The 21,751-nt window shown below is 64.6% G+C and carries 23 protein-coding genes; 18 read left to right on the top strand and 5 right to left on the bottom strand.

The window, feature by feature from the left end; genetic code table 11:
• Positions 1-35: 35 nt before the first annotated feature.
• Complete coding sequence (locus tag JEY66_RS26370) at positions 36-1,502, bottom strand: amidase family protein (RefSeq protein ID WP_026192672.1); 1,467 nt, start codon at positions 1,500-1,502, stop codon at positions 36-38.
• A 341-nt stretch (positions 1,503-1,843) separates the two neighbouring features.
• Positions 1,844-3,397: a winged helix-turn-helix domain-containing protein gene (locus JEY66_RS26365; protein WP_018271248.1), complete on the bottom strand. Its 1,554-nt coding sequence runs from the start codon at positions 3,395-3,397 to the stop codon at positions 1,844-1,846.
• Positions 3,398-3,560: 163 nt separating this feature from the next.
• On the opposite strand from JEY66_RS26365, the gene JEY66_RS26360 reads away from it, so the two are divergent.
• From JEY66_RS26360 to JEY66_RS26345, 4 genes are all read left to right on the top strand, one after another.
• Positions 3,561-4,601: an alpha/beta fold hydrolase gene (locus tag JEY66_RS26360; protein ID WP_026192673.1), complete on the top strand. Its 1,041-nt coding sequence runs from the start codon at positions 3,561-3,563 to the stop codon at positions 4,599-4,601.
• A 20-nt stretch (positions 4,602-4,621) separates the two neighbouring features.
• A complete protein-coding gene (locus JEY66_RS26355) occupies positions 4,622-5,131 on the top strand; it encodes a cytochrome P460 family protein (RefSeq protein ID WP_018271250.1) in 510 nt (169 codons plus the stop codon).
• A 333-nt stretch (positions 5,132-5,464) separates the two neighbouring features.
• A complete protein-coding gene (locus JEY66_RS26350; protein WP_018271251.1) occupies positions 5,465-5,833 on the top strand; it encodes an ArsC family reductase in 369 nt (122 codons plus the stop codon).
• Between the two features lie 31 nt (positions 5,834-5,864).
• On the top strand, positions 5,865-6,179 hold the full coding sequence (locus tag JEY66_RS26345; RefSeq protein ID WP_018271252.1) for a YrhB domain-containing protein: 315 nt from the start codon (positions 5,865-5,867) through the stop codon (positions 6,177-6,179).
• 87 nt (positions 6,180-6,266) lie between these two features.
• Here the strand turns inward: JEY66_RS26345 and JEY66_RS26340 are convergent, their stop codons facing one another.
• Positions 6,267-6,884: a hypothetical protein gene (locus JEY66_RS26340; protein ID WP_018271253.1), complete on the bottom strand. Its 618-nt coding sequence runs from the start codon at positions 6,882-6,884 to the stop codon at positions 6,267-6,269.
• Between the two features lie 3 nt (positions 6,885-6,887).
• A complete protein-coding gene (locus JEY66_RS26335; RefSeq protein ID WP_018271254.1) occupies positions 6,888-7,049 on the bottom strand; it encodes a hypothetical protein in 162 nt (53 codons plus the stop codon).
• 339 nt (positions 7,050-7,388) lie between these two features.
• Here JEY66_RS26335 and JEY66_RS26330 point away from each other — a divergent pair, with 339 nt between their 5' ends.
• From JEY66_RS26330 to JEY66_RS26300, 7 genes are all read left to right on the top strand, one after another.
• On the top strand, positions 7,389-8,144 hold the full coding sequence (locus JEY66_RS26330) for an ABC transporter ATP-binding protein (RefSeq protein ID WP_016839877.1): 756 nt from the start codon (positions 7,389-7,391) through the stop codon (positions 8,142-8,144).
• A complete protein-coding gene (locus JEY66_RS26325) occupies positions 8,137-8,880 on the top strand; it encodes an ABC transporter ATP-binding protein (protein WP_018271255.1) in 744 nt (247 codons plus the stop codon). Before JEY66_RS26330 ends, JEY66_RS26325 begins: the two co-directional genes overlap by 8 nt.
• Positions 8,881-8,920: 40 nt before the next feature.
• Positions 8,921-10,150: an ABC transporter substrate-binding protein gene (locus tag JEY66_RS26320; RefSeq protein ID WP_016839879.1), complete on the top strand. Its 1,230-nt coding sequence runs from the start codon at positions 8,921-8,923 to the stop codon at positions 10,148-10,150.
• A gap of 64 nt (positions 10,151-10,214) precedes the next feature.
• Entirely contained in the window at positions 10,215-11,078 is an 864-nt protein-coding gene (locus JEY66_RS26315; RefSeq protein ID WP_016839880.1) for a branched-chain amino acid ABC transporter permease, read from the top strand.
• A gap of 1 nt (position 11,079) precedes the next feature.
• Positions 11,080-12,048: a branched-chain amino acid ABC transporter permease gene (locus JEY66_RS26310; protein ID WP_026192674.1), complete on the top strand. Its 969-nt coding sequence runs from the start codon at positions 11,080-11,082 to the stop codon at positions 12,046-12,048.
• A gap of 144 nt (positions 12,049-12,192) precedes the next feature.
• On the top strand, positions 12,193-12,837 hold the full coding sequence (locus JEY66_RS26305) for a DUF47 domain-containing protein (protein ID WP_016839882.1): 645 nt from the start codon (positions 12,193-12,195) through the stop codon (positions 12,835-12,837).
• 100 nt (positions 12,838-12,937) lie between these two features.
• Entirely contained in the window at positions 12,938-13,942 is a 1,005-nt protein-coding gene (locus JEY66_RS26300) for an inorganic phosphate transporter (RefSeq protein WP_016839883.1), read from the top strand.
• 58 nt (positions 13,943-14,000) lie between these two features.
• On the opposite strand, the gene sugE is transcribed toward JEY66_RS26300, so the two are convergent.
• The gene (gene sugE / locus JEY66_RS26295) at positions 14,001-14,315 is read right to left on the bottom strand and encodes a quaternary ammonium compound efflux SMR transporter SugE (protein WP_018271256.1); all 315 of its coding nucleotides are present in this window, start codon (positions 14,313-14,315) and stop codon (positions 14,001-14,003) included.
• A 153-nt stretch (positions 14,316-14,468) separates the two neighbouring features.
• On the opposite strand from sugE, the gene JEY66_RS26290 reads away from it, so the two are divergent.
• The 7 genes from JEY66_RS26290 to JEY66_RS26260 all read left to right on the top strand — a co-directional run bounded on the left by JEY66_RS26290 (position 14,469) and on the right by JEY66_RS26260 (position 21,737).
• Complete coding sequence (locus JEY66_RS26290) at positions 14,469-16,088, top strand: peptide chain release factor 3 (RefSeq protein WP_018271257.1); 1,620 nt, start codon at positions 14,469-14,471, stop codon at positions 16,086-16,088.
• Positions 16,089-16,314: 226 nt separating this feature from the next.
• The gene (locus tag JEY66_RS26285; protein WP_018271258.1) at positions 16,315-16,926 is read left to right on the top strand and encodes a hypothetical protein; all 612 of its coding nucleotides are present in this window, start codon (positions 16,315-16,317) and stop codon (positions 16,924-16,926) included.
• Between the two features lie 70 nt (positions 16,927-16,996).
• Positions 16,997-17,581 carry an NnrU family protein gene (locus JEY66_RS26280; RefSeq protein WP_026192675.1) on the top strand — a complete coding sequence of 195 codons (585 nt, stop codon included), beginning with the start codon at positions 16,997-16,999 and terminating at the stop codon, positions 17,579-17,581.
• A 2-nt stretch (positions 17,582-17,583) separates the two neighbouring features.
• Positions 17,584-18,405, top strand: coding sequence for a 3-methyl-2-oxobutanoate hydroxymethyltransferase (panB, locus tag JEY66_RS26275; protein WP_018271260.1), 822 nt, complete (start codon positions 17,584-17,586; stop codon positions 18,403-18,405).
• 10 nt (positions 18,406-18,415) lie between these two features.
• Positions 18,416-20,014: a class I adenylate-forming enzyme family protein gene (locus tag JEY66_RS26270; RefSeq protein ID WP_018271261.1), complete on the top strand. Its 1,599-nt coding sequence runs from the start codon at positions 18,416-18,418 to the stop codon at positions 20,012-20,014.
• Positions 20,015-20,436: 422 nt separating this feature from the next.
• Positions 20,437-21,093: a tetratricopeptide repeat protein gene (locus JEY66_RS26265; RefSeq protein ID WP_016839891.1), complete on the top strand. Its 657-nt coding sequence runs from the start codon at positions 20,437-20,439 to the stop codon at positions 21,091-21,093.
• A gap of 86 nt (positions 21,094-21,179) precedes the next feature.
• Positions 21,180-21,737 carry a hypothetical protein gene (locus tag JEY66_RS26260; protein ID WP_018271262.1) on the top strand — a complete coding sequence of 186 codons (558 nt, stop codon included), beginning with the start codon at positions 21,180-21,182 and terminating at the stop codon, positions 21,735-21,737.
• The last annotated feature ends 14 nt before the right edge of the window (positions 21,738-21,751 follow it).

The raw sequence follows: 21,751 nt of genomic DNA, 5'->3' as shown, positions 1-21,751 counted from the left end.
CCATCAATGTCCCGCAGCCAGCACGGCTCAGAGCGCTAGGTCGCGGTCGACGCGGTACCCAAAACGCGTTCGATCTTACGAGCGAGGACCAAAAGCGTCCGGTCGCTACCTACCGAAGCGTCAAGTTCAAGGCCAAGCGGCAGCCCAGCGCGAGAGCGGCCAACGGGAAGACTGATACCCGGCAGCCCCACGCTGCTCGCCGACACGGTGTGGTTCGCCAAGGCGAGGTAGCTGACGTCCTGTCCCGCAACACGGACGGTCGCCTGCTCTTCGATCAAGGGCGCGGGGCATGGTGTGGTCGGTTGCAGAATGATCTGCGCTCCTTCAGCGACGAACGCCTTGTCGAGACGGCGCCGGATTTCAGGCCGGCTCACGTTGAGCGCAGTCTGATAGGCCTCAGCTGAGACAGCGCCCGCACCGCCCGGCAGGACGATGTGCCCCCATGCTTGCCGAAGTTGGGGCTTAAGCCCGTCGTAGATCGCCTCGAACGTGGTCGGAACGTCGTGACGACGAAGGAAATCCGAGATCGCACCCATCGTCTCGTGCGCGAAGATGCCCCATGTCGCGGTTTGGATGAGGGCGTTGAAATCGTCACCAAGGTCGACCTCAATAACCTCGGCGCCTGCGTCCCGTAGCTGCCGAACCGCCTCGCGGAACCGGATCTCGACCTCCGAGTCCACCAGATGGAGGAATTGTCGAGGCGCGAAGGCCAGTCGAACTCCCCTCAGATCGTTGCCGTCGTCGGAGAACTCGGCCGTTTGTTCACCCGTCACGACCTGATCCAGCAAGATGCAGTCCTCGACGCTTCGGGCGAATGCACCCGTCGTGTCGAGCGTGTGGGAGATCGGAGCAACGCCGTTGCGTGGCCAACGTCCGGTCGTTGGCTTGAATCCCACGACCCCACAAAAGGATGCGGGCACCCGGATCGACCCGACGGTGTCACCGCCCAACGACGCGGGAACAAGGTTTGCAGCCACCGATGCGGCGGAGCCGCTCGAGGAGCCGCCCGCAACGCGATCTCGTGCGTGCGGATTCTTCACTTGGCCGTAACGTTCGTTGTGACCGGTCAAGCCGTAAGACATCTCGACGAGGTTGTTCTTCCCGAAGACCAGGGCACCCGCACCCTTGATGGCGCGGACAGCGTCCGCATCTTCGCGCGGCACGAAGCGAGCAAGGCTATCGAGACCCAGGCTCGTAGGCAGCCCCTTCGTCAAATAACTGTCTTTCACCCCAAGCGGCACACCCAGTAGCAGAGCCGCCGATCCGGCGGCTCGTGCCTTGTCCGCGTCCCTCGCGGCCGCCAACACGGCCGTCTCGTCGATGGTGATGAAGGCGTTGAGCTCGGCAAGCGTTCGGGCGCGAAGCAGCAGCGCCGCAGTGTACGCTTCGGACGTGATATGGCCTGCACGAATGGCTACCGCAGCCGCTGCGAGCCCCAGCGAGGAAGGATCCAAGAATTCTCGCGGTTCGCTACGACCTGAAATGGTGCTGGTGTCGCCCATGGAGTCCTCGCAAGGAGCCTGTTTGCGGCATTCCGCAGCCGCTCAACAGCGGCTCAGCTCGATGCCATTACGGTCATAATATTAAATTACGATCGTAATTCAATAAGGGCGTCTACTTGTTCTGGACACATGAGCGTGAGGTGTTGACGCGGTGGTGAGCCGTCAATCATCGGAAGAAGACGTCTGCTTTGGGTCAAACTGACAGAACTCAAGGTCAGTATAATGCGTCCGCGTCCGGGCACATCGCGACCGTCCCCCTTCGGCGCTGACCATCACGCCGAAGCCGCCAGGCACGTCGTGCGACGTACCGGGTGAATGAACGTCGCGTCCTTCGAGCGGCGTCAGTCCGGGACACCGGCCGCCTTCAGCGTCTCACGATAGGTCGCGGACATCGATTGCACCGGAAACGGGACCCGCGACAGGAAGCCGGAGATCGTGAACTCCGGGTCGATCTTGAGCAGCTCGCGCGCGATCTGGGCCGCGCGTGCGTTGTCGCCGGTCTTGACCAGCGCCACGATCAGGACGCGCAGCGCCACCGCGAAGCGGCGGTTCTGCGCCAGCGCCTTGTCGGCCCACATCACCGCCTCGGCAAAATTCCGGTCGAGCACCGCGCAGATCGCCAGCGCCGCGGCGGCAAACCAGCCGCGCGGGTCGCGCGGGTTCAGCCGTTGCGCGCGCTCGATCATGGCGCGGCCGGCTTTCTGATTGCCGCGCATCGCCTCGATCCAGCCGCCGAGCACGAGCGCCATCGCCGAGTTCGGGTTGATCGCAAGCGAACGCTCGAACAGGTCGCGCGCGGGCTCGATCTCGTCGGCCATGTTCCAGATCGCGAACGCCGCCATCCACAACACCTGCGGGTCACCGGGCGCGAGCTCGACCGCGCGCCAGGCCTGCGCGACCGCGCGTTCGCGGTAGGCGTCGTTCGGCTTCAGCCAGCCCTGGACATGGCGCATCGCATGACAATAGGCGGAGGCCGCCAGCGCCGGTGCATAAGCGGGGTCGAGCGCCAGCGCCTGGTCGAGGCAATCGAGCGCCGCTTCCATGCTCTCGGGCGTGAACTCGTATCGCAGGCTATAGGCGCGCAGCAGCAGATCGTAGGCGTCGAGCCTGTCGGGCGGCGTGGCCCGCACCCGCTCGGCTTCCGCAACGAGCAGGGTCGGCTCGATCGCGCCGACCACGTTCTCGGTGATGCGGTCCTGCAGGTCGAACACATCAGTCGCGGCGCCATCGAACCGGTCGGCCCACAGATGCGCGCCGGAGACGGCGTCGATCAGCTGCCCGGTGATCCGCAGCCGATCGCCGCCGCGGCGGACGCTGCCTTCGAGAACATAGCCGACGCCGAGATCGCGGCCGACCTGGCGGATGTCGACCGCCTTGCCCTTGTAGGTGAAGGCGGAGTTGCGCGCGATCACCGTAAGCCGGCTGCAACGCGCGAGCGCGGTGGTGATGTCCTCGGCGATGCCGTCGGCGAAATAATCCTGCTCGGGGTCGCCGCTCATATTGGTGAAGGGCAGCACCGCGATCGACGGGCCTTCGCTCGGCCGTGGCGGGCCGGCATTGTCTGCAACCGGGCGATCGTGCGCGGTGTCCTCCCTGACATCGCCGACAAAGCGGAGGCCTTTGCGGGGCAGGGTGCGGATCAGCCGCTGCTCCTCGCCATTGTCGCCGATCGCGGTCCGCGCGGCGTTGATCCGGCTGCTCAGTGTCGCTTCCGAGACGATCCGGCCGTGCCAGACGGCGGCCAGCACCTCGTCGCGGCTGACCACCCGATCGCGGGCGCGGATCAGGAACTCGATGAGGTCGAAGACCTGCGGCTCGACGGCCACCAGAGCATCGCCACGGCGCAGCTCACGGCGTTCGGAATCGAGCGTCAAGTCGTTGAAATGGTAAGTCAAATCGAAGAGTCCGGCGGCCGGCGGCTGAATCGGTGGCGGAACCTAGCACAGGCCGCCCGGAGCAAAAATCACGACGGCCTGAAGGACAAATCCACGTCCTCTGAAAGCGGACGGGGGCGGTCTCTGCAATATTCGATCCCGACACCAGATGCAGGAGATCGCCATGTCCCAATCCATCAATCAGCAACGCCGCCGCTTCCTCGGCATCGCCGGCGGGATCCTTGCCGCTTCCAGGCTCGGCGTCATCGGCTCGGCTCAGGCCCAGTCCAAGCCGGCGCTGCCTGCGATCAAGGCCGGCGCCCACACCTCGATCGGTCCCGGCAAGCAGATCAATGCCGGCGTGCTTGATACCGGTTATGTCGAGATGGGTCCTGCGTCCGGTCCCGCGGTGATCCTGCTGCACGGCTGGCCCTACGACATCCACAGCTATGCCGACGTCGCGCCGGCGCTGGCCGAGGCCGGCTACCGCGTGATCGTGCCGCATCTGCGCGGCTACGGCACGACGCGCTTCCTCTCCAGCGACACCATGCGCAGCGGCCAGCCGGTCGCGGTCGCCGCCGACATCATCGCGCTGATGGATGCTTTGAAGATCGAGAAGGCTGTGCTCGGTGGCTATGATTGGGGCGCGCGCACCGCCAACATCATGGCGGTGCTCTGGCCCGAGCGCTGCAAGGCGATGGTGTCGGTGAGCGGCTATCTGATCGGCAGCCAGGCGGCCGGCAAGATGCCGCTGCCGCCGAAGGCCGAGCTGCAATGGTGGTACCAGTTTTATTTCGCGACCGAGCGCGGCCGTGAGGGCTATGCCAAGAACCGGCACGACTTCAACAAGCTGATCTGGCAGCTCGCCTCGCCGCAGTGGAAGTTCGACGACGCCACCTACGACCGCAGCGCGGCTGCGTTCGAGAATCCCGACCACGTCGACATCGTGATCCACAATTATCGCTGGCGGCTCGGGCTCGCCGAGGGCGAGGCGAAGTACGACGCGTTCGAGAAGACGCTGGCTCAGGCGCCGGTCATCGCGATCCCGACCATCACGATGGAGGGCGATGCCAACGGCGCGCCGCATCCCGAGCCCGCGGCCTATGCCAAGAAGTTCTCCGGCCATTATGAGCATCGGCTCCTGACCGGCGGCATCGGCCACAATCTGCCGCAGGAAGCGCCGCAGGCCTTCGTCCAGGCCATCATCGACGTCAGCAAGGTCTGAGACGGAGCGGATCGAGGATCATGAGCCAGGTTGTGAAATGGGCAGCTGCCGCGATCGCGGCAGCCTGCATCAGTGCGTCATTGCCGTTCGCCGTCGGAAAGGCCGACGATGCGGCACCGGCATCGCCGATCTTCGGCGTGAAAATCCCTGACGGCTATCGCGACTGGAAACTGATCGCGGTCGGCGAGGAGACCGGGCTGAATGAGCTTCGCAGCGTGCTCGGCAACGCGACCGCCGTGAAGGCCTATCAGGACGGCGCCGCGCGCTTCCCCGACGGCACCGTGCTGGTCAAGCTCGCCTGGAAGCGCAAGCCGGTTGCAGGCCTCGACGGCGCCTTCATCACGGGGCCGGCGACCACCGTCCAGGTCATGGTCAAGGACTCCGCCAGATATGCCTCGACCGGAGGCTGGGGTTTTGGCCGCTTCGTCGACGGCAAGCCGGTCGACGCCGCCCAGCACGAGACGTGTTTCGCCTGTCATGAGGCACACGCCAGCGATCACGATTTCGTCTTTACGCATTACGCGCATTGAGTGCGATCAACCGCCCTCATCGTCGTCCTGGCGAAAGCCAGGACCCATTACCCCAAATCTCAGTCATTGCGCGACGCTGGGGCCGCGATCCCATTCACAATCAACTGCGGTGGTTATGGGTCCTGGCTTTCGCCAGGACGACGGCGGTGTTTCTGACGAGCGCCATGCACCGATCACGGAGATGCCGCGGCGTACTGGGTCCCCCGGTCGAGCCGGGGGACGACACCGAGCATGGCACTACGCCTTCTTCACGTCCTTGCGGCGCGGTCTGATCTGGCGTTGCCGTTGCAGTGAGGCTAGTTTCCCCGCCGCAATCGCATGCGGGGAACGGCTTTGACCATCACCATCTATGGCATCAAGAACTGCGACACCATGAGGAAGGCGCGGGCCTGGCTCGACGATCACGGCGTCGCCTACGACTTCCACGACTACAAGACCGCCGGGATCGCCAAGGACAAGCTCAAGCAGTGGAGCGACGAGGTTGGCTGGGAGACGCTGCTCAACCGCGCCGGCACGACCTTCAAGAAGCTGCCCGATGCCGACAAGGAGGGGTTGAACGAGCGCAAGGCGCTGGCGCTGATGGCCGAGCAGCCGTCGATGATCAAGCGTCCGGTGCTCGATCTCGGGGGCAAGCGCGTCGTCGGCTTCAAGCCGGATATCTATGCCAAGGAAGTGCCGGCAAAGGCGGGCAAGAAGGGCTGATGCTTTCTGCAAAACTGATGAGACGCTGATCATGGACTTCGATAAAGCGGCAGCGCTTGCAATCGCTTGGGTGGATATCCTTTGCGAGGGAGCGGCGCGCATTGTGCGTGAGGCCACAATCGCGAAACCATATGGCTGGATATTCTTCTACCAATCCAAAGAATTCCTCGATGATGGCAACCCCTTAGCCCAGCTCGCCGGGAATGCTCCGATCATCGTGAACAGAAGCACGTGTGAATTGCGCGTAACGGGAACGGCAAAGCCGCTTGAACACTATTTGGCTGAGTACGAGAAGACGCTCCCGCCAACCGCACTTCAACGAACGCCGCAGCTTCCAACTTGGTAAGCACATCCATTGCCGCGGTTACAAATGGGCGGTCGGTGTCGCGGCGCGCCGGACATCAGCGAGCGTCTATGCGTGTGTGTCCTGGAACTAGATCAACTCGACTGAATCATGGCCCAGGGGACGATCCACCGGCACGAACCTGCGGTCGATCACGGCACGCTCCGTGACCACCGGAGCCGACTTCGCAGCCACCCCCATCAGGTTGTGCAGCCGGAAGCCGCCCTCGATGCTGATCGCCTTGTAGGAGCCGACGATGTGCTCGACGGCATCGCCACGTCCGAACGGCAAGAGCAGCCGTTCATAGGAAACCTCCTTGCCCTCGGCGTCGGTGACCTCCGCAACCGTGTAGGTCGGGCGCTTGCGCGCCAGGCAGGCACGATAGGACAGGACGACCCCCGCGTAGCGCTCCGGGCCGATCGCGTCATCGAGATAACGGTTGGTGCGCAGCTGCGGTTCGACGTGCTCGTTGCCATAGACTGTCGTCAGCCTCGCGCCTTGCTGCGTAATCAGGAAACGCGCGGCCTCGCCACTGCCGACCACGTCAAAGCCCATCATGTCGGCGCGCTCGTCGGCGCTGCCCTCGGTATGGAAGTCGCACAACGGGGGAAGCGCGTCCGGCATGTGCAGCGCGCGCAGCCAGGCGTTCAGCAGCACCCGCTGCGTGATCGACTTGACCACCGATGGATCGGCACTTCTGAATTGCATCGGCTAGCCGAATTCAGGCACATCCCCGAACGGGATGCGGCCAGGGACAAGTTCATCGATCTGCGGGATGGTTTGGCTGCGGGCATAAAGTCGCAGCCACGTGCCGAGGACATCACGTTGCGGGATCGACTTGACGACCGAAGAACTGGCGCGCTCGAAATGCAAGGCTCTAGCCATTCATCATGCAATGGCCGGAGCTTCGCCGAGGCGCGGAAATATTCTATGAAAGTGGGAGTCCGGAGCAAAACACCGTTAACGACCGCTTTCCCGAGGCGTAAAGCGCGCCGAAATGCCATTCGACTAAGGATCAACCGGAACCGGTCACGCGGATGCCGCACTGCACAGCTTTCCACCTTGCGTAACCGCCGCAGATGACGGCATATTCCGGCCCGGAGGCGACGGGCCCCGGACGGTTTCCAAGACGGATCGGACGCCTGTCGGACACGAAAAAAGCTGGCCACGCAGGCGAGGGGCCTCGCAGCGATGGCGTATGGGGGAATCTATTTGGCCGATGAGTTCATCCTCGAAACCAGCGGATTGACCAAGGAATTCGCGGGTTTCTTTGCCGTTCGCGACGTCGCGTTGAAAGTGCGTCGGGGCAGTATCCATGCGTTGATCGGGCCGAACGGCGCCGGCAAGACGACCTGTTTCAATCTGCTGACCAAATTCCTGAAGCCGTCGGCAGGCCAGATTCGCTACAAGGGCCACGACATCACCGCGATGCCGCCGGCCGACGTGGCGCGCCTCGGGCTGGTCCGTTCGTTTCAGATTTCGGCGGTATTTCCGCATCTGACCGCGCTCGAGAACGTTCGCGTGGCGCTGCAGCGGCAGCACGGTTCGTCGTTCGATTTCTGGCGTTCGAAAAGCGTGCTCGACCGCTTCAATCCGCGCGCCCATGAGCTCCTGAACGACGTCGGTTTGAGCGAATTCGCCAACACGCCGGCGGTCGAGATGCCGTACGGCCGCAAGCGCGCACTTGAAATTGCAACGACGCTCGCGCTCGACCCCGAGATGATGCTGCTCGACGAGCCGATGGCCGGCATGGGCCACGAGGACATCGACAAGATCGCGGCGCTGATCAAGCGGATCTCCGCGAAATACACCATCCTGATGGTCGAACATAACCTCTCGGTGGTGGCCAACCTCTCCGACATCATCACCGTGCTGACGCGCGGGCAGGTGCTGGCGGAGGGCAACTACGCCGACCTCTCCAAGGACGAGCGCGTGAAGGAAGCCTATCTGGGAGCGGGTCATGGCTGAGGCAAAACTGGCGGAGAAGCCCGTGGCTGCGGCCGGCGCCGACGTGCTGACGGTCAAGGATCTGCAGGCCTGGTACGGCGAATCCCACATCCTTCACGGCATCAATTTCAACGTGAAGGCCGGCGAGGTGGTGACGCTGCTCGGCCGCAACGGCGCCGGCAAGACCACCACGTTGAAGTCGGTGATGGGCGTGATCGGCAAGCGCTCCGGCTCGATCCGCTTCGACAATCAGGAAATCATCCGCGCCACCTCGGACAGGATCGCGCGGCTCGGCATCGCATTCTGTCCCGAGGAGCGCGGCATTTTCGCCAGCCTCGACGTGCGCGAGAACCTGCTGCTGCCGCCGGTGGTGCGCCCGGGCGGCCTGCCGCTCGACCAGATCTTCACGCTGTTTCCCAACCTGAAGGAGCGCCTCACCAGCCAGGGCACCAAGCTCTCGGGCGGCGAGCAGCAGATGCTGGCGATTGCGCGCATCCTGCGGACCGGCGCGCGCTTCCTGATGCTGGACGAGCCGACCGAAGGGTTGGCGCCGGTCATCATTCAGCAGATCGGGCACACCATTGCGCGCCTGAAGTCGCAGGGATTCACCATACTGTTGGTCGAACAGAATTTCCGTTTCGCCTCGACCGTTGCGGACCGCTACTACATTGTCGAGCACGGCAAGGTGATCGACGGCTTCGCCAATTCCGAGCTGTCGGCCAACATGGACAAGCTCCATACCTATCTCGGCGTCTGATATCGCCAGAACCAGAAAATTTAAGACGAGGGAATACGACATGAAGAACAAGATTTCGGCGCTCCTGCTCGGCACCGCGATGGTGCTCTCGGCTGCAAGCGTCGCCTCCGCCCAGGAAAAGCTCGACAAGACGGTCAAGATCGGCGCGCTGTCGGACCAGTCCGGCCTCTACGCCGATCTCGCCGGCCCCGGCTCGACGCTGGCGGCGCAGATGGCGATCGAGGACTCCGGCCTCAAGGCCAAGGGCTGGACCATCGACCTGATCTCCGGCGATCACCAGAACAAGCCGGATATCGGCACCACCATCGCCCGCCAGTGGTTCGACGTCGACAAGGTCGACACCATCGTCGACGTGCCGAATTCCGGCGTCGCGCTCGCGGTCAACAACGTGGTGAAGGAAAAGAACGGCGTCTACATCAATTCGGGCGCCGCCACTTCCGATCTCACCAACGCGCAGTGCTCGCCGAATACGGTGCACTGGACCTACGACACCTACATGCTCGCCCACGCCACCGGCCAGGCGCTGGTGAAGGCGGGCGGGGACACCTGGTTCTTCCTCACCGCGGATTACGCGTTCGGCGCCGCGCTCGAGCGCGACACCACGTCCGTCGTCACCGCCAATGGCGGCAAGGTGGTCGGCGGCGTCAAGCATCCGCTCAACACCGCCGACTTCTCCTCCTTCCTGCTGCAGGCGCAGGCCTCCAAGGCCAAGATCATCGGCCTCGCCAATGCCGGCGGCGACACCACCAACTCGATCAAGCAGGCGGCCGAGTTCGGCATCGTCAAGGGCGGCCAGAAGCTCGCGGCGCTGCTGCTGTTCCTCACCGACGTCAAGGCGATCGGGCTCGAGACCGCGCAGGGCCTCAACTTCACCGAGACGTTCTACTGGGACCTCAACGACAAGACCCGCGCCTTCTCCAAGCGCTTCTCGGAGCGGATGAAGAACAGCGCGCCCCCGACCATGGTGCAGGCCGGCGTCTATGCGGGCCTCATCCATTACTTCAAGGCGCTGGAAGCGCTCGGCGGCAATCCGCATGACGGCGCCAAGGTGGTCGCGAAGATGAAGACGATCCCGACCGACGATCCGCTGTTCGGCAAGGGCGAGGTCGAGGCCAACGGCCGCGTCACCCACGACGCCTATCTGTTCGAAGTGAAGAAGCCCTCGGAGTCCAAGGGACCGTGGGACTTCTACAAGCTGGTCGGCACCGTGCCGGGCAACCAGGCCTTCACGCCGCTCGACAAGAGCACCTGCCCGCTTCTGAAGAAGTGACGATCATGCCCGCCGGCCATGGGCGTGGCCGGCGGGCTTCATCTATCTAGCGAAAGCTCATTCGATGCAGGCTCTCTACGCACAGCTTCTGGTGGGACTGATCAACGGCTCGTTCTACGCGCTGCTCAGTCTGGGGCTCGCCGTCATCTTCGGCATGCTCAACATCATCAATTTCGCGCATGGCGCGCTCTACATGATGGGCGCCTTCGTGGCGTATTTCCTGCTCAACCTGGGCGGCATCAATTACTGGTGGGCGCTGATCATCGCACCCGTCGTGGTCGGCATCTTCGGCATGATCCTCGAGCGGACCATGCTGCAATGGCTGACCGGCCTCGACCATCTCTACGGACTGCTGCTGACCTTCGGCATCGCGCTGATCGTGCAGGGCGTGTTCCAGAACTATTTCGGCTCCTCGGGCCTGCCTTACTCGATCCCGGATCAGCTCAAGGGCGGCGTCAATCTCGGCTTCATGTTCTTGCCGATCTATCGCGGCTGGGTCGTCATCTTCTCGCTCGTGGTGTGCCTTGCGACCTGGTTCCTGATCGAGAAGACGCAGCTCGGCGCCTACCTGCGCGCCGCCACCGAGAACCCGACGCTGGTGCGCGCATTCGGCATCAACGTGCCGCGCATGATCACGCTGACCTACGGGCTCGGCGTCGGTCTTGCCGCGCTCGCCGGCGTGCTGTCGGCGCCGATCAACCAGGTCCGCCCGCTGATGGGCGCCGATCTCATCATCGTGGTGTTCGCGGTGGTCGTGATCGGCGGCATGGGCTCGATCATGGGCTCGATCATCACCGGCTTCGCGCTCGGCGTGATCGAGGGACTGACCAAGTATTTTTATCCCGAGGCCTCCAACACCGTGGTGTTTGTCCTGATGGTGGTGGTGTTGCTGGTGAAGCCAACGGGACTGACGGGACGGGCGGCTTGATATGTCAGCATTGACCGACGATACACTTCCGATCACGCCGCGCGCGATGCGCGACGAGATGATCGTATTCGCCGCGATGGCGCTGCTGCTGGCGATCGTGCCGTGGACGGGGATCTATCCGTTCTTCGTCATGCAGGCGCTGTGCTTCGCGCTGCTCGCCTGCGCCTTCAACCTCCTGATCGGCTATGGCGGCCTGCTGTCGTTCGGCCACGCGATGTTCCTCGGCACCGCCGGTTACGTCTCGGCGCACGCGCTGAAGGTGTGGGGGCTGTCGCCGGAGCTCGGCATCCTGGTCGGCACCGCGGCCGCGGCCTTGCTCGGCCTCGTCACCGGCTTCATCTCGATCCGCCGCCAGGGCATCTATTTCTCGATGATCACGCTGGCGCTGTCGCAGCTGCTCTACTTCATCTACCTGCAGGCGCCGTTCACCCATGGTGAGGACGGCATCCAGGGCATCCCGCAGGGCCACCTGCTTGGCATCTTCGACCTGTCGAAGCCGATGGTGCTCTACTACGTCGTGCTGGTCGGCTTCCTCGCCGGCTTCCTGCTGATCTACCGCACCATCAACTCGCCGTTCGGCGAGGTGCTGAAGTCGATCCGCGAGAACGAGCCGCGGGCGATCTCGCTCGGCTACAAGACCGACCAGTACAAGATGCTGGCCTACATCCTGTCGGGCACGCTGGCGGGCTTTGCCGGTTCGCTGAAGGTGTTCGTGGCGCAGAATGCCTCGCTCACCGACGTGCACTGGTCGATGTCAGGTGAAATCGTGCTGATGACGCTGGTCGGCGGTCTCGGCACCATCTTCGGTCCGGTGGTCGGCGCCTTCGTGATCATCGCCATGCAGCAATATCTCGCCGGTTTCGGCCAGTGGGTGACGGTGATCCAGGGCGTGATCTTCGTGGCCTGCGTGCTGCTGTTCCGGCGTGGCCTGGTCGGTGAACTGGCCCATTTGCTGCGGCGGTCGCTGTAGGGCAGGTCTCGGCGATTTTCGTCCACATAGCGGTGGACGACCGCCCGTTTGGGCGGTCGATCCCGATGTTTTCCCCGCCAGATGCTCTATGACAGTTCTGTGACAGCCGCTAAAAGGGCTGTCCCGGAACGATGGAACTGAGACATGCTGCGGTGGTTTCGCGCCTTCCTGCCCAAGGAAGAGCGCTTTTTCGACCTGTTCGCCCGCCACGCCCAGACCTCGGTGCAGTGCGCGTTGGCGTTGCAGGACATGCTGAAGGGCGGGGAGGAGACACCTGTCTTTTGCCAGCGCGTCAATCAGTTCGAGAACGACGCCGATAGCGTTACCCGCGAGGTGCTGACCGCGGTTCGCCGCACCTTCATCACCCCGTTCGATCGCGGCGATATCAAGAACCTGATCACCTCGATGGACGACGCGGTCGACCAGATGCAGGCGACCGCGAAGGCGGTGATGCTGTTCGAGGTGCGCGAGTTCGAGCCGCCGATGCGCGAGATCGGCACGCTGATCGTGGAATGCGCCAATCTGGTCGTCCGCGCGCTACCCTTGTTGCAGGGCATCGGCCAGAACGTCTCGATGCTGACCCAGATCACCGAGGAGCTGACCAAGCTCGAGGGCCGGGTCGACGATCTCCATGATATCGGGCTCAAGGAATTGTTCCTGAAGCACCGCGACGCCAACACCATGGACTTCATCGTCGGCGCCGAGATCTACGATCACCTCGAGAAGGTCGCCGACCGCTTCGACGACGTCGCCAACGAGATCAACTCCATCGTGATCGAGCAAGTCTGAGCATGATCCGGAAAAGTGTGATGAGGTTTTCCCCGCGACGAACGCGAAGCGTTTGCGCGGAGATCATGCTCAACAAAGCACAATAGAGCGGGGCCATCACGTGGACGCCACGCTAGGTCTTCCCGTTCTGACCATCCTGATCGCGGTCGCGCTGCTGTTCGACTTCCTGAACGGCCTGCACGATGCCGCCAACTCGATCGCGACCATCGTCTCGACCCGCGTGCTGCGGCCGCAATATGCGGTGTTCTGGGCGGCCTTCTTCAACTTCGTCGCCTTCGCAGTCTTCGGCCTGCACGTTGCCAATACGATCGGTACCGGGATCATCGACCCGTCGGTGGTGGACGCGACCGTGATCTTCGCAGCATTGGTCGGCGCGATCGTCTGGAACGTGATCACCTGGGGGCTCGGGATTCCCTCGTCGAGCTCGCACGCGCTGATCGGCGGCCTGGTCGGCGCCGGCATGGCGAAGGCGGGCGTTTCGGCGGCGGTGTGGAGCGGGCTCTCCAAGACCCTGCTCGCGATCGTGCTGTCGCCGCTGGTCGGCTTCCTGCTCGCGCTGGTGCTGGTCGCGATCGTGTCCTGGCTTTCGGTGCGCTCGACGCCGTTCGCGGTCGATCGCGCTTTCCGCATCCTGCAATTCGCCTCGGCCTCGCTCTATTCGCTCGGCCATGGCGGCAATGACGCGCAAAAGACCATGGGCATCATTGCCGTGCTGCTCTATTCGCAGGGCCATCTCGGCGACAAATTCGAAATTCCGTTCTGGGTCGTGCTGGCCTGCCAGAGCGCGATGGCGCTGGGCACGCTGATGGGCGGCTGGCGGATCGTCCGCACCATGGGGCTGCGGATCACCAAGCTGACGCCGATGCAGGGCTTTTGCGCCGAAACCGGCGGCGCTGCGACACTGTTCATGGCGACCTATCTCGGGGTTCCCGTATCGACCACGCACACCATCACCGGCGCCATCGTCGGCGTCGGCGCGGCACGGCGGCTCTCCGCCGTGCGCTGGAATGTGGCGAGCTCGATCGTCTACGCCTGGGTGATCACGATCCCGGCGTCGGCCGCGGTCGCAGCCGCGACCTATTGGGCGGTGCAGATTCTGAAGTAGCGTTTTCGAGCGACGTGGAAGCCGGTTCGCGTTAGCAAAACGCGTCCGAAAGAAGTCATCAGCCGACCAGCTTCAGCCCGGCGATGCCGGCAACGATCAGCCCGATGCTGGCCAGCCGCATCGCGGTCGCGGGTTCACCGAGCAGGATGATGCCGAGCGCCGCGGTGCCGACCGCGCCGATCCCGGTCCAGACCGCATAGGCGGTTCCAATCGGCAGCGTCTTGAGCGCGAGGCCGAGCAGGATCACGCTGCCGGCCATCGCCGCCAGCGTCAGCACCGACGGCACCAGCCGCGAGAAACCTTCGGTATATTTCAGCCCGATCGCCCAGCCGATCTCGAGCAGGCCAGCGGTGAACAGAATGGTCCAAGCCATCACGAACCCTCCAGATAAGGCAGGGTCGTCCCCGCGAATGGTATGGTGAGCAGAAGGTCGTCCTTCCGGTGCCTATATGGGGACGGTGCGGCCGTTCCGCATTGCGACAAAACGCCCTTGATTGCGCCCGTTTTCCCTGCCAAATGCCCCGCCATGTCCGACATTTCAGTTTCAGCCGAATCGCCGTCCCGCTCGCCGCTTTCAGAGGAAGTGGCGCGACGGCGCACCTTTGCGATCATCTCGCACCCGGACGCTGGCAAGACCACGCTGACGGAAAAGCTGCTGCTGTTCGGCGGCGCCATCAATCTCGCGGGCCAGGTCAAGGCCAAGGGCGAGCGGCGCAACACGCGCTCGGACTGGATGAAGATCGAGCGTGAGCGCGGCATCTCGGTCGTCACCTCGGTGATGACCTTCGAGTTCAACGACCTCGTGTTCAACCTCTTGGACACGCCGGGCCACGAGGACTTTTCGGAAGATACCTACCGCACGCTGACCGCGGTCGATTCCGCGGTCATGGTGATCGACGCCGCGAAAGGCATCGAGGCGCGCACCCGAAAGCTGTTCGAGGTGTGCCGGCTGCGCGACATCCCGATCATCACCTTCATCAACAAGATGGACCGCGAGAGCCGCGACACGTTCGAGCTTCTGGACGAGATCGAGAAGACTCTGGCGCTCGACACCACGCCGATGACCTGGCCGGTCGGCCGCGGCCGCGACTTCCTCGGCACCTATGACGTCGTCAATGGCGGCGTGCGGCTGCTCGAGGGCGGCGGCGCCAAGACCGGCGCCACCGAGCAGATCGACATCGCCGATCTCGGCAAGCGCAACCCCAATCTCGACGTCGCCGAGGTCAAGGACGAACTCGCGCTGGCCTCGGAGGCCTGCAAGCCGTTCGAGCTCGCGGCGTTCCGCGAGGGCCATCTGACGCCGGTCTATTTCGGCAGCGCGCTGCGCAATTTCGGCGTCGGCGACTTGCTGGAGGGCCTCGGCAAGTTCGCGCCGGCGCCGCGTGCGCAGGACTCGGATTTGCGCAAGGTCGAGGCATCGGAGCCGCGCATGAGCGCATTCGTGTTCAAGATCCAGGCCAACATGGATCCGAACCACCGCGATCGCATCGCGTTCGCCCGGCTGTGCTCCGGAAAACTCAGCCGCGGCATGAAGGCCAAGCTGGTGCGCACTGGCAAGAACATGAGCCTGTCGAGCCCGCAGTTCTTTTTCGCGCAGGACCGCTCGGTCGCCGACGAGGCCTTTGCCGGCGACGTCGTCGGCATTCCCAACCACGGCACGCTGCGGATCGGCGACACCCTGACCGAGGGCGAGGATCTGACCTTCGTCGGCGTGCCGAGCTTCGCGCCGGAAATCGTCCGCCGCGTCCGGCTGACCGATGCGATGAAGGCAAAAAAGCTGAAGGAAGCCTTGCAGCAGATGTCGGAGGAGGGCGTCGTGCAGGTGTTCCGTCCGCGCGACGGCGCGCCGGCGCTGGTCGGGGTGGTCGGCCCGCTGCAGCTCGACGTGCTGAAGGCGCGGCTCGACGCGGAATATTCGCTGCCGGTCGAGTTCGAGATCTCTGAATTCTCGTTGGCGCGCTGGATCTCGTCCGACGACCGCAAGCAGCTTGATGCGTTCATCGCCGCCAACAATTCCGGCATCGCCGACGACGTCGACGGTGATCCCGTGTTCATGGCCAAGAACGAGTTCTATCTCGGCTACACCCGCGAGCGCGCAGAGGGCATCACCTTCTCCAACGTCAAGGACGTGAAGAAGAAGGCGTAGCCTCCGCATACTCGGTGTCGTCCCCCGGCTCGACCCGGGGGATCCAGTTCGCCGAGGCTTATCCGTTCAATCACCGCCGTCTCTGGAATACTGGGTCGCCCGGTCGAGCCGGGCGATGACAGCGGGGGTTGTGGAGCGAAAAGCGCGAGGACGTGAACGCCGCCCCGCTTGATGCGCTCCGGCCGCGGCACCATTTGCCCCGAAAGCGCAATCCGGGTCCATCTGCATGCTCCGACGCGTCGCCATCTGCCTCGCTTTTGCCGTGCTGGCCCTTGGCCTCGCGGGCGCTGCCTCTGCGCGGCAGCGGCATCAGACCAACCCGGTGCCGTTCGCGCACACACCCTGCAGCGTGCTCGACAGCGGGCCCTGCATCCCATCCTATTGCAGCGTGTTCAACCACGGGCCATGCCTCCCCGAGATCGATTATCCGTACGGCGAAAATCTCCAGCTCACGATCCTGACCGTGCCACCGCAGGATCAGGCCGAGAAGTACCGCAAGCCGGATCATGATCTCAATACCATCGGCGATCTGTTCGCCGCGCTGCGCGCCTGCTGGGCGCCGCCACCGCCGGACGACGCGCGCGCGGGCATGCAGATGTCGGTGCGATTCAGCTTCAAACGATCGGGCGAGATGATCGGCGCGCCGCGCCTGACGTTTTCGACGCGGGGCATCCCGGCCGACACCCGCACCACCTACCTCAATGCGATCAACGCCTCGCTGGATGCCTGCCTGCCCCTGAAATTCACCGGCGGATTGGGCGGCGCGCTGGCCGGCCGGCCGATCATGATCCGCTATGTCGACAACCGGGAGCTGGCCAAATCGGCCAACAAGCCGTGAAGCTGACGCATTGCCACCCGCCCGGCGAAGGTGATACGCGAAGGCATTGATCGATCAGAGGAGGAACATCGTGGGACTGCTCGTCATGATCCTGGGTCTCGTGCTGTTCCTCGGCGTCCATGTGCTGTCCAGCCTGCGCGAGATACGCGCCGACCTGATCAAGGCGATGGGCGAGGGCATCTACAAGATCGCCTATTCGCTCGCCTCCGCGGCCGGGCTCGTGCTGATCATCTGGGGCTTTGCGCATTATCGCGCGACCGGATGGATCGACGTCTGGACGCCGCCGACAGCGTTCAAGCACATCGCGGTGGCGCTGATGCTGCCTGCCGTCATCCTGGTCGTCGCCTCCTATCTCCGCGGCCGCATCTACACCACGCTGAAGCATCCGATGCTCGCCGGCGTGAAGCTGTGGGCGTTCGCGCATCTGCTCGCCAATGGCGATCTCGGCTCGATCATCCTGTTCGGCTCGTTTCTCGGCTGGGCGGTCTATGACCGCATCTCGCTGAAGCGCCGCACGGATGCCGGCGCGCCGCCGATTCCGGTGGGCGGCCCAACCAACGACCTGATCGCGATTGCGGTCGGTGTCATCGTCTATCTGGCGCTGGCGTTTGCGTTCCACCCGGTCGTGATCGGCGTGCCTGTCATGGGAGCCTGACTATGTCTGTTCAATCCGCCATCAAGCGCAAGACCGCGCCTGATCTCCGCGCCCGCAAGAACGGCGAGCCGATCGTGATGCTGACGTCCTATCATGCGCACACCGCGGCGTTGGTCGACCGTCATTGCGACGCCATCCTGGTCGGCGACTCCCTCGGCAACGTCATGCATGGCTTCGAGACCACGGTGCCGGTGACCCTCGACATGATGATCCTGCAGGGCCGCGCGGTGATGCGCGGCTCGCAAGCCGCGCTCGTCGTGGTGGATATGCCGTTCGGCTCCTATGAGGGCTCGAAGGAGCAGGCGTTCCAGTCCGCGGTGCGGATCATGAAGGAGACGCTGTGCGGCGCGGTCAAGCTCGAGGGCGGTGCGCGGATGGCGGAGACGGTGGCGTTCCTGTCCGAGCGCGGCATTCCGGTGATGGGGCATATCGGTCTGACTCCGCAGTCGATCAACACGCTCGGCTCGTTCCGCGCGCAGGGCCGCGAGGAGGAGAACTGGGCGCCGATCGAGAACGACGCCAGGGCGATTGCAGAAGCGGGCGCGTTCTCGATCGTCGTCGAGGCGGTCGCCGAGCCGCTGGCGCGCAAGATCACACAGTCGATCGCCGTGCCCACCATCGGCATCGGCGCCAGCGCGGCCTGTGACGGCCAGGTGCTGGTGCTGGAGGACATGCTCGGCCTGTCGCCGCGGGCGCCGAAATTCGTGCGCCGCTACGGCAATCTCGGGCCGATGATCGAGGAGGCGATCGCGGGCTATGCGCGCGACGTGAAGAGCCGCGCATTCCCGGGGCCGGAGCACGTCTACGGCATGAAGAAGAGCTGACGGGGCAGACATGGACTGGTCGCAGCACGCAATTCCGCCGATGCGGCTCGAGCCGCGCTTCGGCGACCGCGTCGTGCCGGCTTTTCCGGAACGGCCCGGCAGCCTGTGGGCGATGATCGCGGACGCCGTTGCGCAGAACGGCGACGGCGAGGCGCTGGTCTGTGGCGGGACGCGCCTGAGCTGGCGCGAGGTCGCGGAGAAATCGGCCAAGGTCGCGGCGGGCTTTGTAAAACTCGGCCTTGCGCCCGGCGACCGCGTCGCGATCCTGCTCGGCAACCGGATCGAATTCGTGCTGACGATGTTCGCCGCCGCGCATGCCGGGCTGGTCACGGTGCTGCTCTCGACGCGCCAGCAGAAGCCCGAGATCGCCTATGTGCTGAATGATTGCGGTGCGACGCTGCTGGTCCATGAAGCCGCGCTCGCGGATCGCATCCCCGATGCGGCCGACATTCCCGGCCTCAAGCATCGGATTTCCGTCAGCGACGACGACACATCGCAATTCGCTGGCCTCGCCGACAACGCGCAGGCCCAGGCGCCGGCACAGGTGAGGGAAGAGGACACCGCGATGATCCTCTACACCTCGGGCACCACGGGCCGGCCGAAGGGCGCCATGCTCGCCCATTGCAACATCGTCCACTCCTCGATGGTGTTCGCCTCGTGCCTGAAGCTGACCAGGGCCGATCGCTCGATCGCCGCGGTGCCGCTCGCGCATGTCACCGGCGCGGTCGCCAACATCACCACGATGGCACGCTGCGCCGGCGCGCTGATCATCATGCCGGAGTTCAAGGCCTCGGAATATCTGAAGGTCGCGGCGCGCGAGCGCGTCACCTACACGGTGATGGTGCCGGCGATGTACAATCTCTGCCTGATGCAGCCGGATTTCGACAGCTACGACCTGTCGAGCTGGCGGATCGGCGGCTTCGGCGGCGCGCCGATGCCGGTCGCGACCATCGAAAAACTCGACGCCAAGATTCCCGGGCTGAAGCTTGCGAATTGCTACGGCGCAACCGAGACCACGTCGCCCTCGACGCTGATGCCGGGCGAACTGACCGCCGCCCATATCGACAGCGTCGGCCTGCCGTGCCCCGGCGCCGAGATCGTCGTGATGGGCGCCGACGGCCGCGAACTGCCGCGCGGCGAGATCGGCGAGCTCTGGATCCGCAGCGCCTCGGTCATCAAGGGCTACTGGAACAATCCGAAGGCGACCGCCGAGAGTTTTACGGCCGGCTTCTGGCATTCCGGCGATCTCGGTTCGATCGATGCGGCGAACTTCGTCCGCGTGTTCGACCGCCAAAAGGACATGATCAACCGCGGCGGCCTGAAGATCTATTCCGCCGAGGTCGAGTCCGTTCTGGCCGGCCATCCCGCTGTGGTCGAGAGCGCGATCATCGCCAAACCGTGCCCGGTGCTCGGCGAGCGCGTGCACGCCGTGATCGTGACCCGCACGGATGTGAATGCGGAGAACCTGCGCGCCTGGTGCGCCGAGCGGCTCTCGGACTACAAGGTGCCGGAGACCATGGCGCTGACATCAGAGCCGCTGCCGCGCAATGCCAATGGCAAGGTGATCAAGCGCCAGATCAGGGAGAGCTTGTCGTCGGTAGGCGCGTAGCGAGGGCGTGGACGTACCATCCGCAAGTTCGGTGCACCTCTCCCGCTTGCGGGCAGGGCAATCGCATATGGCCGTTTGAGGTAATCGGAGTTCCCACAAACTCGTCATGCCCGGGCTTGTCCCGGGCATCCAAGTCTTCGTTTCCACGCGAAGACAAGACGTGGATGGCCGGGACAAGCCCGGCCATGACGGCGCGGAAGAATCGGTTCATTCCATATGCGATTGCCCTGCCCGCAAGCGGGAGAGGGAGGCCACGCAGTCCCGTTGCGGCCCGCTGCAAACGTCCCCCGTTAACGCTTTGATCCGCCTCGCTTTGCCTTGCCTCCGCCACACCATTAGGGTAACGCCGCCGCGATGTGGGGATCGGGTAGGGGCTGGGCCTCACCGATGGCAGCGGTCCCGAGGGGATGGGATAGCCTTAAGTGTCTGAATTATTTGACGAAGTCGACGAGGAAGTCCGTCGCGACCAGCTCAAGAAGCTGTGGGACAAGTACTCGCTCTTTATTATCGCCCTGGCGATCCTGATCGTTGCGGGCGTCGGTGGCTGGCGCGGTTACCAGTATCTCGAGGCCAGGAAGGCCGCCGAGGCCGGCGCGGCGTTCGACCGCGCGGTCGAACTGTCCGATCAGAACAAGCACGCCGAGGCGGAGGCCGCCTTTGCCGCCCTCATCACCAAGGCGCCGTCGGGTTACCGCAACCTGGCGCGGCTGCGCATGGCCGCCGAGGTCGCAACCCGCGATCAGCCGGCTGCCGCGAAGCTCTATGACGAGATCGCAGCCGACCGCAGCGTCGGCGGTCCCGAGCAGGACCTGGCGCGGATCCGCGCCGCGCAGATCCTGATGGAGACCACCACCTATCCGAACATGCTGCAACGGCTCGAGGCGACGGCAACGGCGAAGGACTCGACGTTCCGCCATTCCGCGCGCGAGCTGCTGGCGCTGTCGGCCTGGCGCGCCAACGATGCCACCGCCGCGCGGCAGTGGCTCGACCAGATTGCCAATGACGGCGAGACGCCGCCGAGCATGCGCTCGCGCGCCGAGGCGCTGCAGGCACTGTTGCCGCCGGTCGCGAAAAGCTGACCTGAGGCATGATCCGGAAAAGTGGGAACCGGTTTTCCGATCGGATCATGCCCCGACAAAACCCGAGTTTGAGTGAGAGATCGACCATGCGCCGCTCGCAACGCCTGATCGCAGCCGCAGTTCTGACAGCGCTTTGCAGCGTGCTGGCGGGTTGCGGCGGTGGCGGCATGTCCAATTTCGATCCGAGCGACCTGCTCGACTTCCTCGATAGCAAGAAGAAGCTGCAGGGCGACCGCAAGCCGGTATTCCCCGAAGGCGTGCCCGGCCTGGAGCAGGGCGTGCCGAAGGAACTGTACAAGGGCTCGCAGCAGGAACAGATCGATCAGCAGAACGCCGCGGCAGCCGCTGCCGCCCAGCCGGCCCCGCCGCCGGAGCCGCCGAAGGGCGCCAAGAAGCACGCCAAGGGCAGGGCAGCGCCGGCCGCGGATCAGGCGGCTGCGCCCGATGCCGCAGCCGAGGAGGGCGCGCCCGCCGCGCTGCCGCCGGAGCCGAAGCCGAAGAAGATCGTCCGCCGCCGCACCACCGCGCCACCCGCCGACGACCAGCAGGCGCAGCCCGCGGCGCCGGCCCAGCAGACCCAGACCACGCAACAATCCGGCGGCGCCTTCCCCGCACCGCTACCGAGCGGCGGATTTAGCCGCTAGGCTCCTGCTTCAAT

Source organism: Bradyrhizobium elkanii USDA 76, from assembly GCF_023278185.1.
In the GTDB taxonomy this organism is placed as follows: Bacteria; Pseudomonadota; Alphaproteobacteria; order Rhizobiales; family Xanthobacteraceae; genus Bradyrhizobium; species Bradyrhizobium elkanii.
Note: the sequence above shows the minus strand (reverse complement) of the source record. Positions and strands in the feature narration are given on the sequence as shown.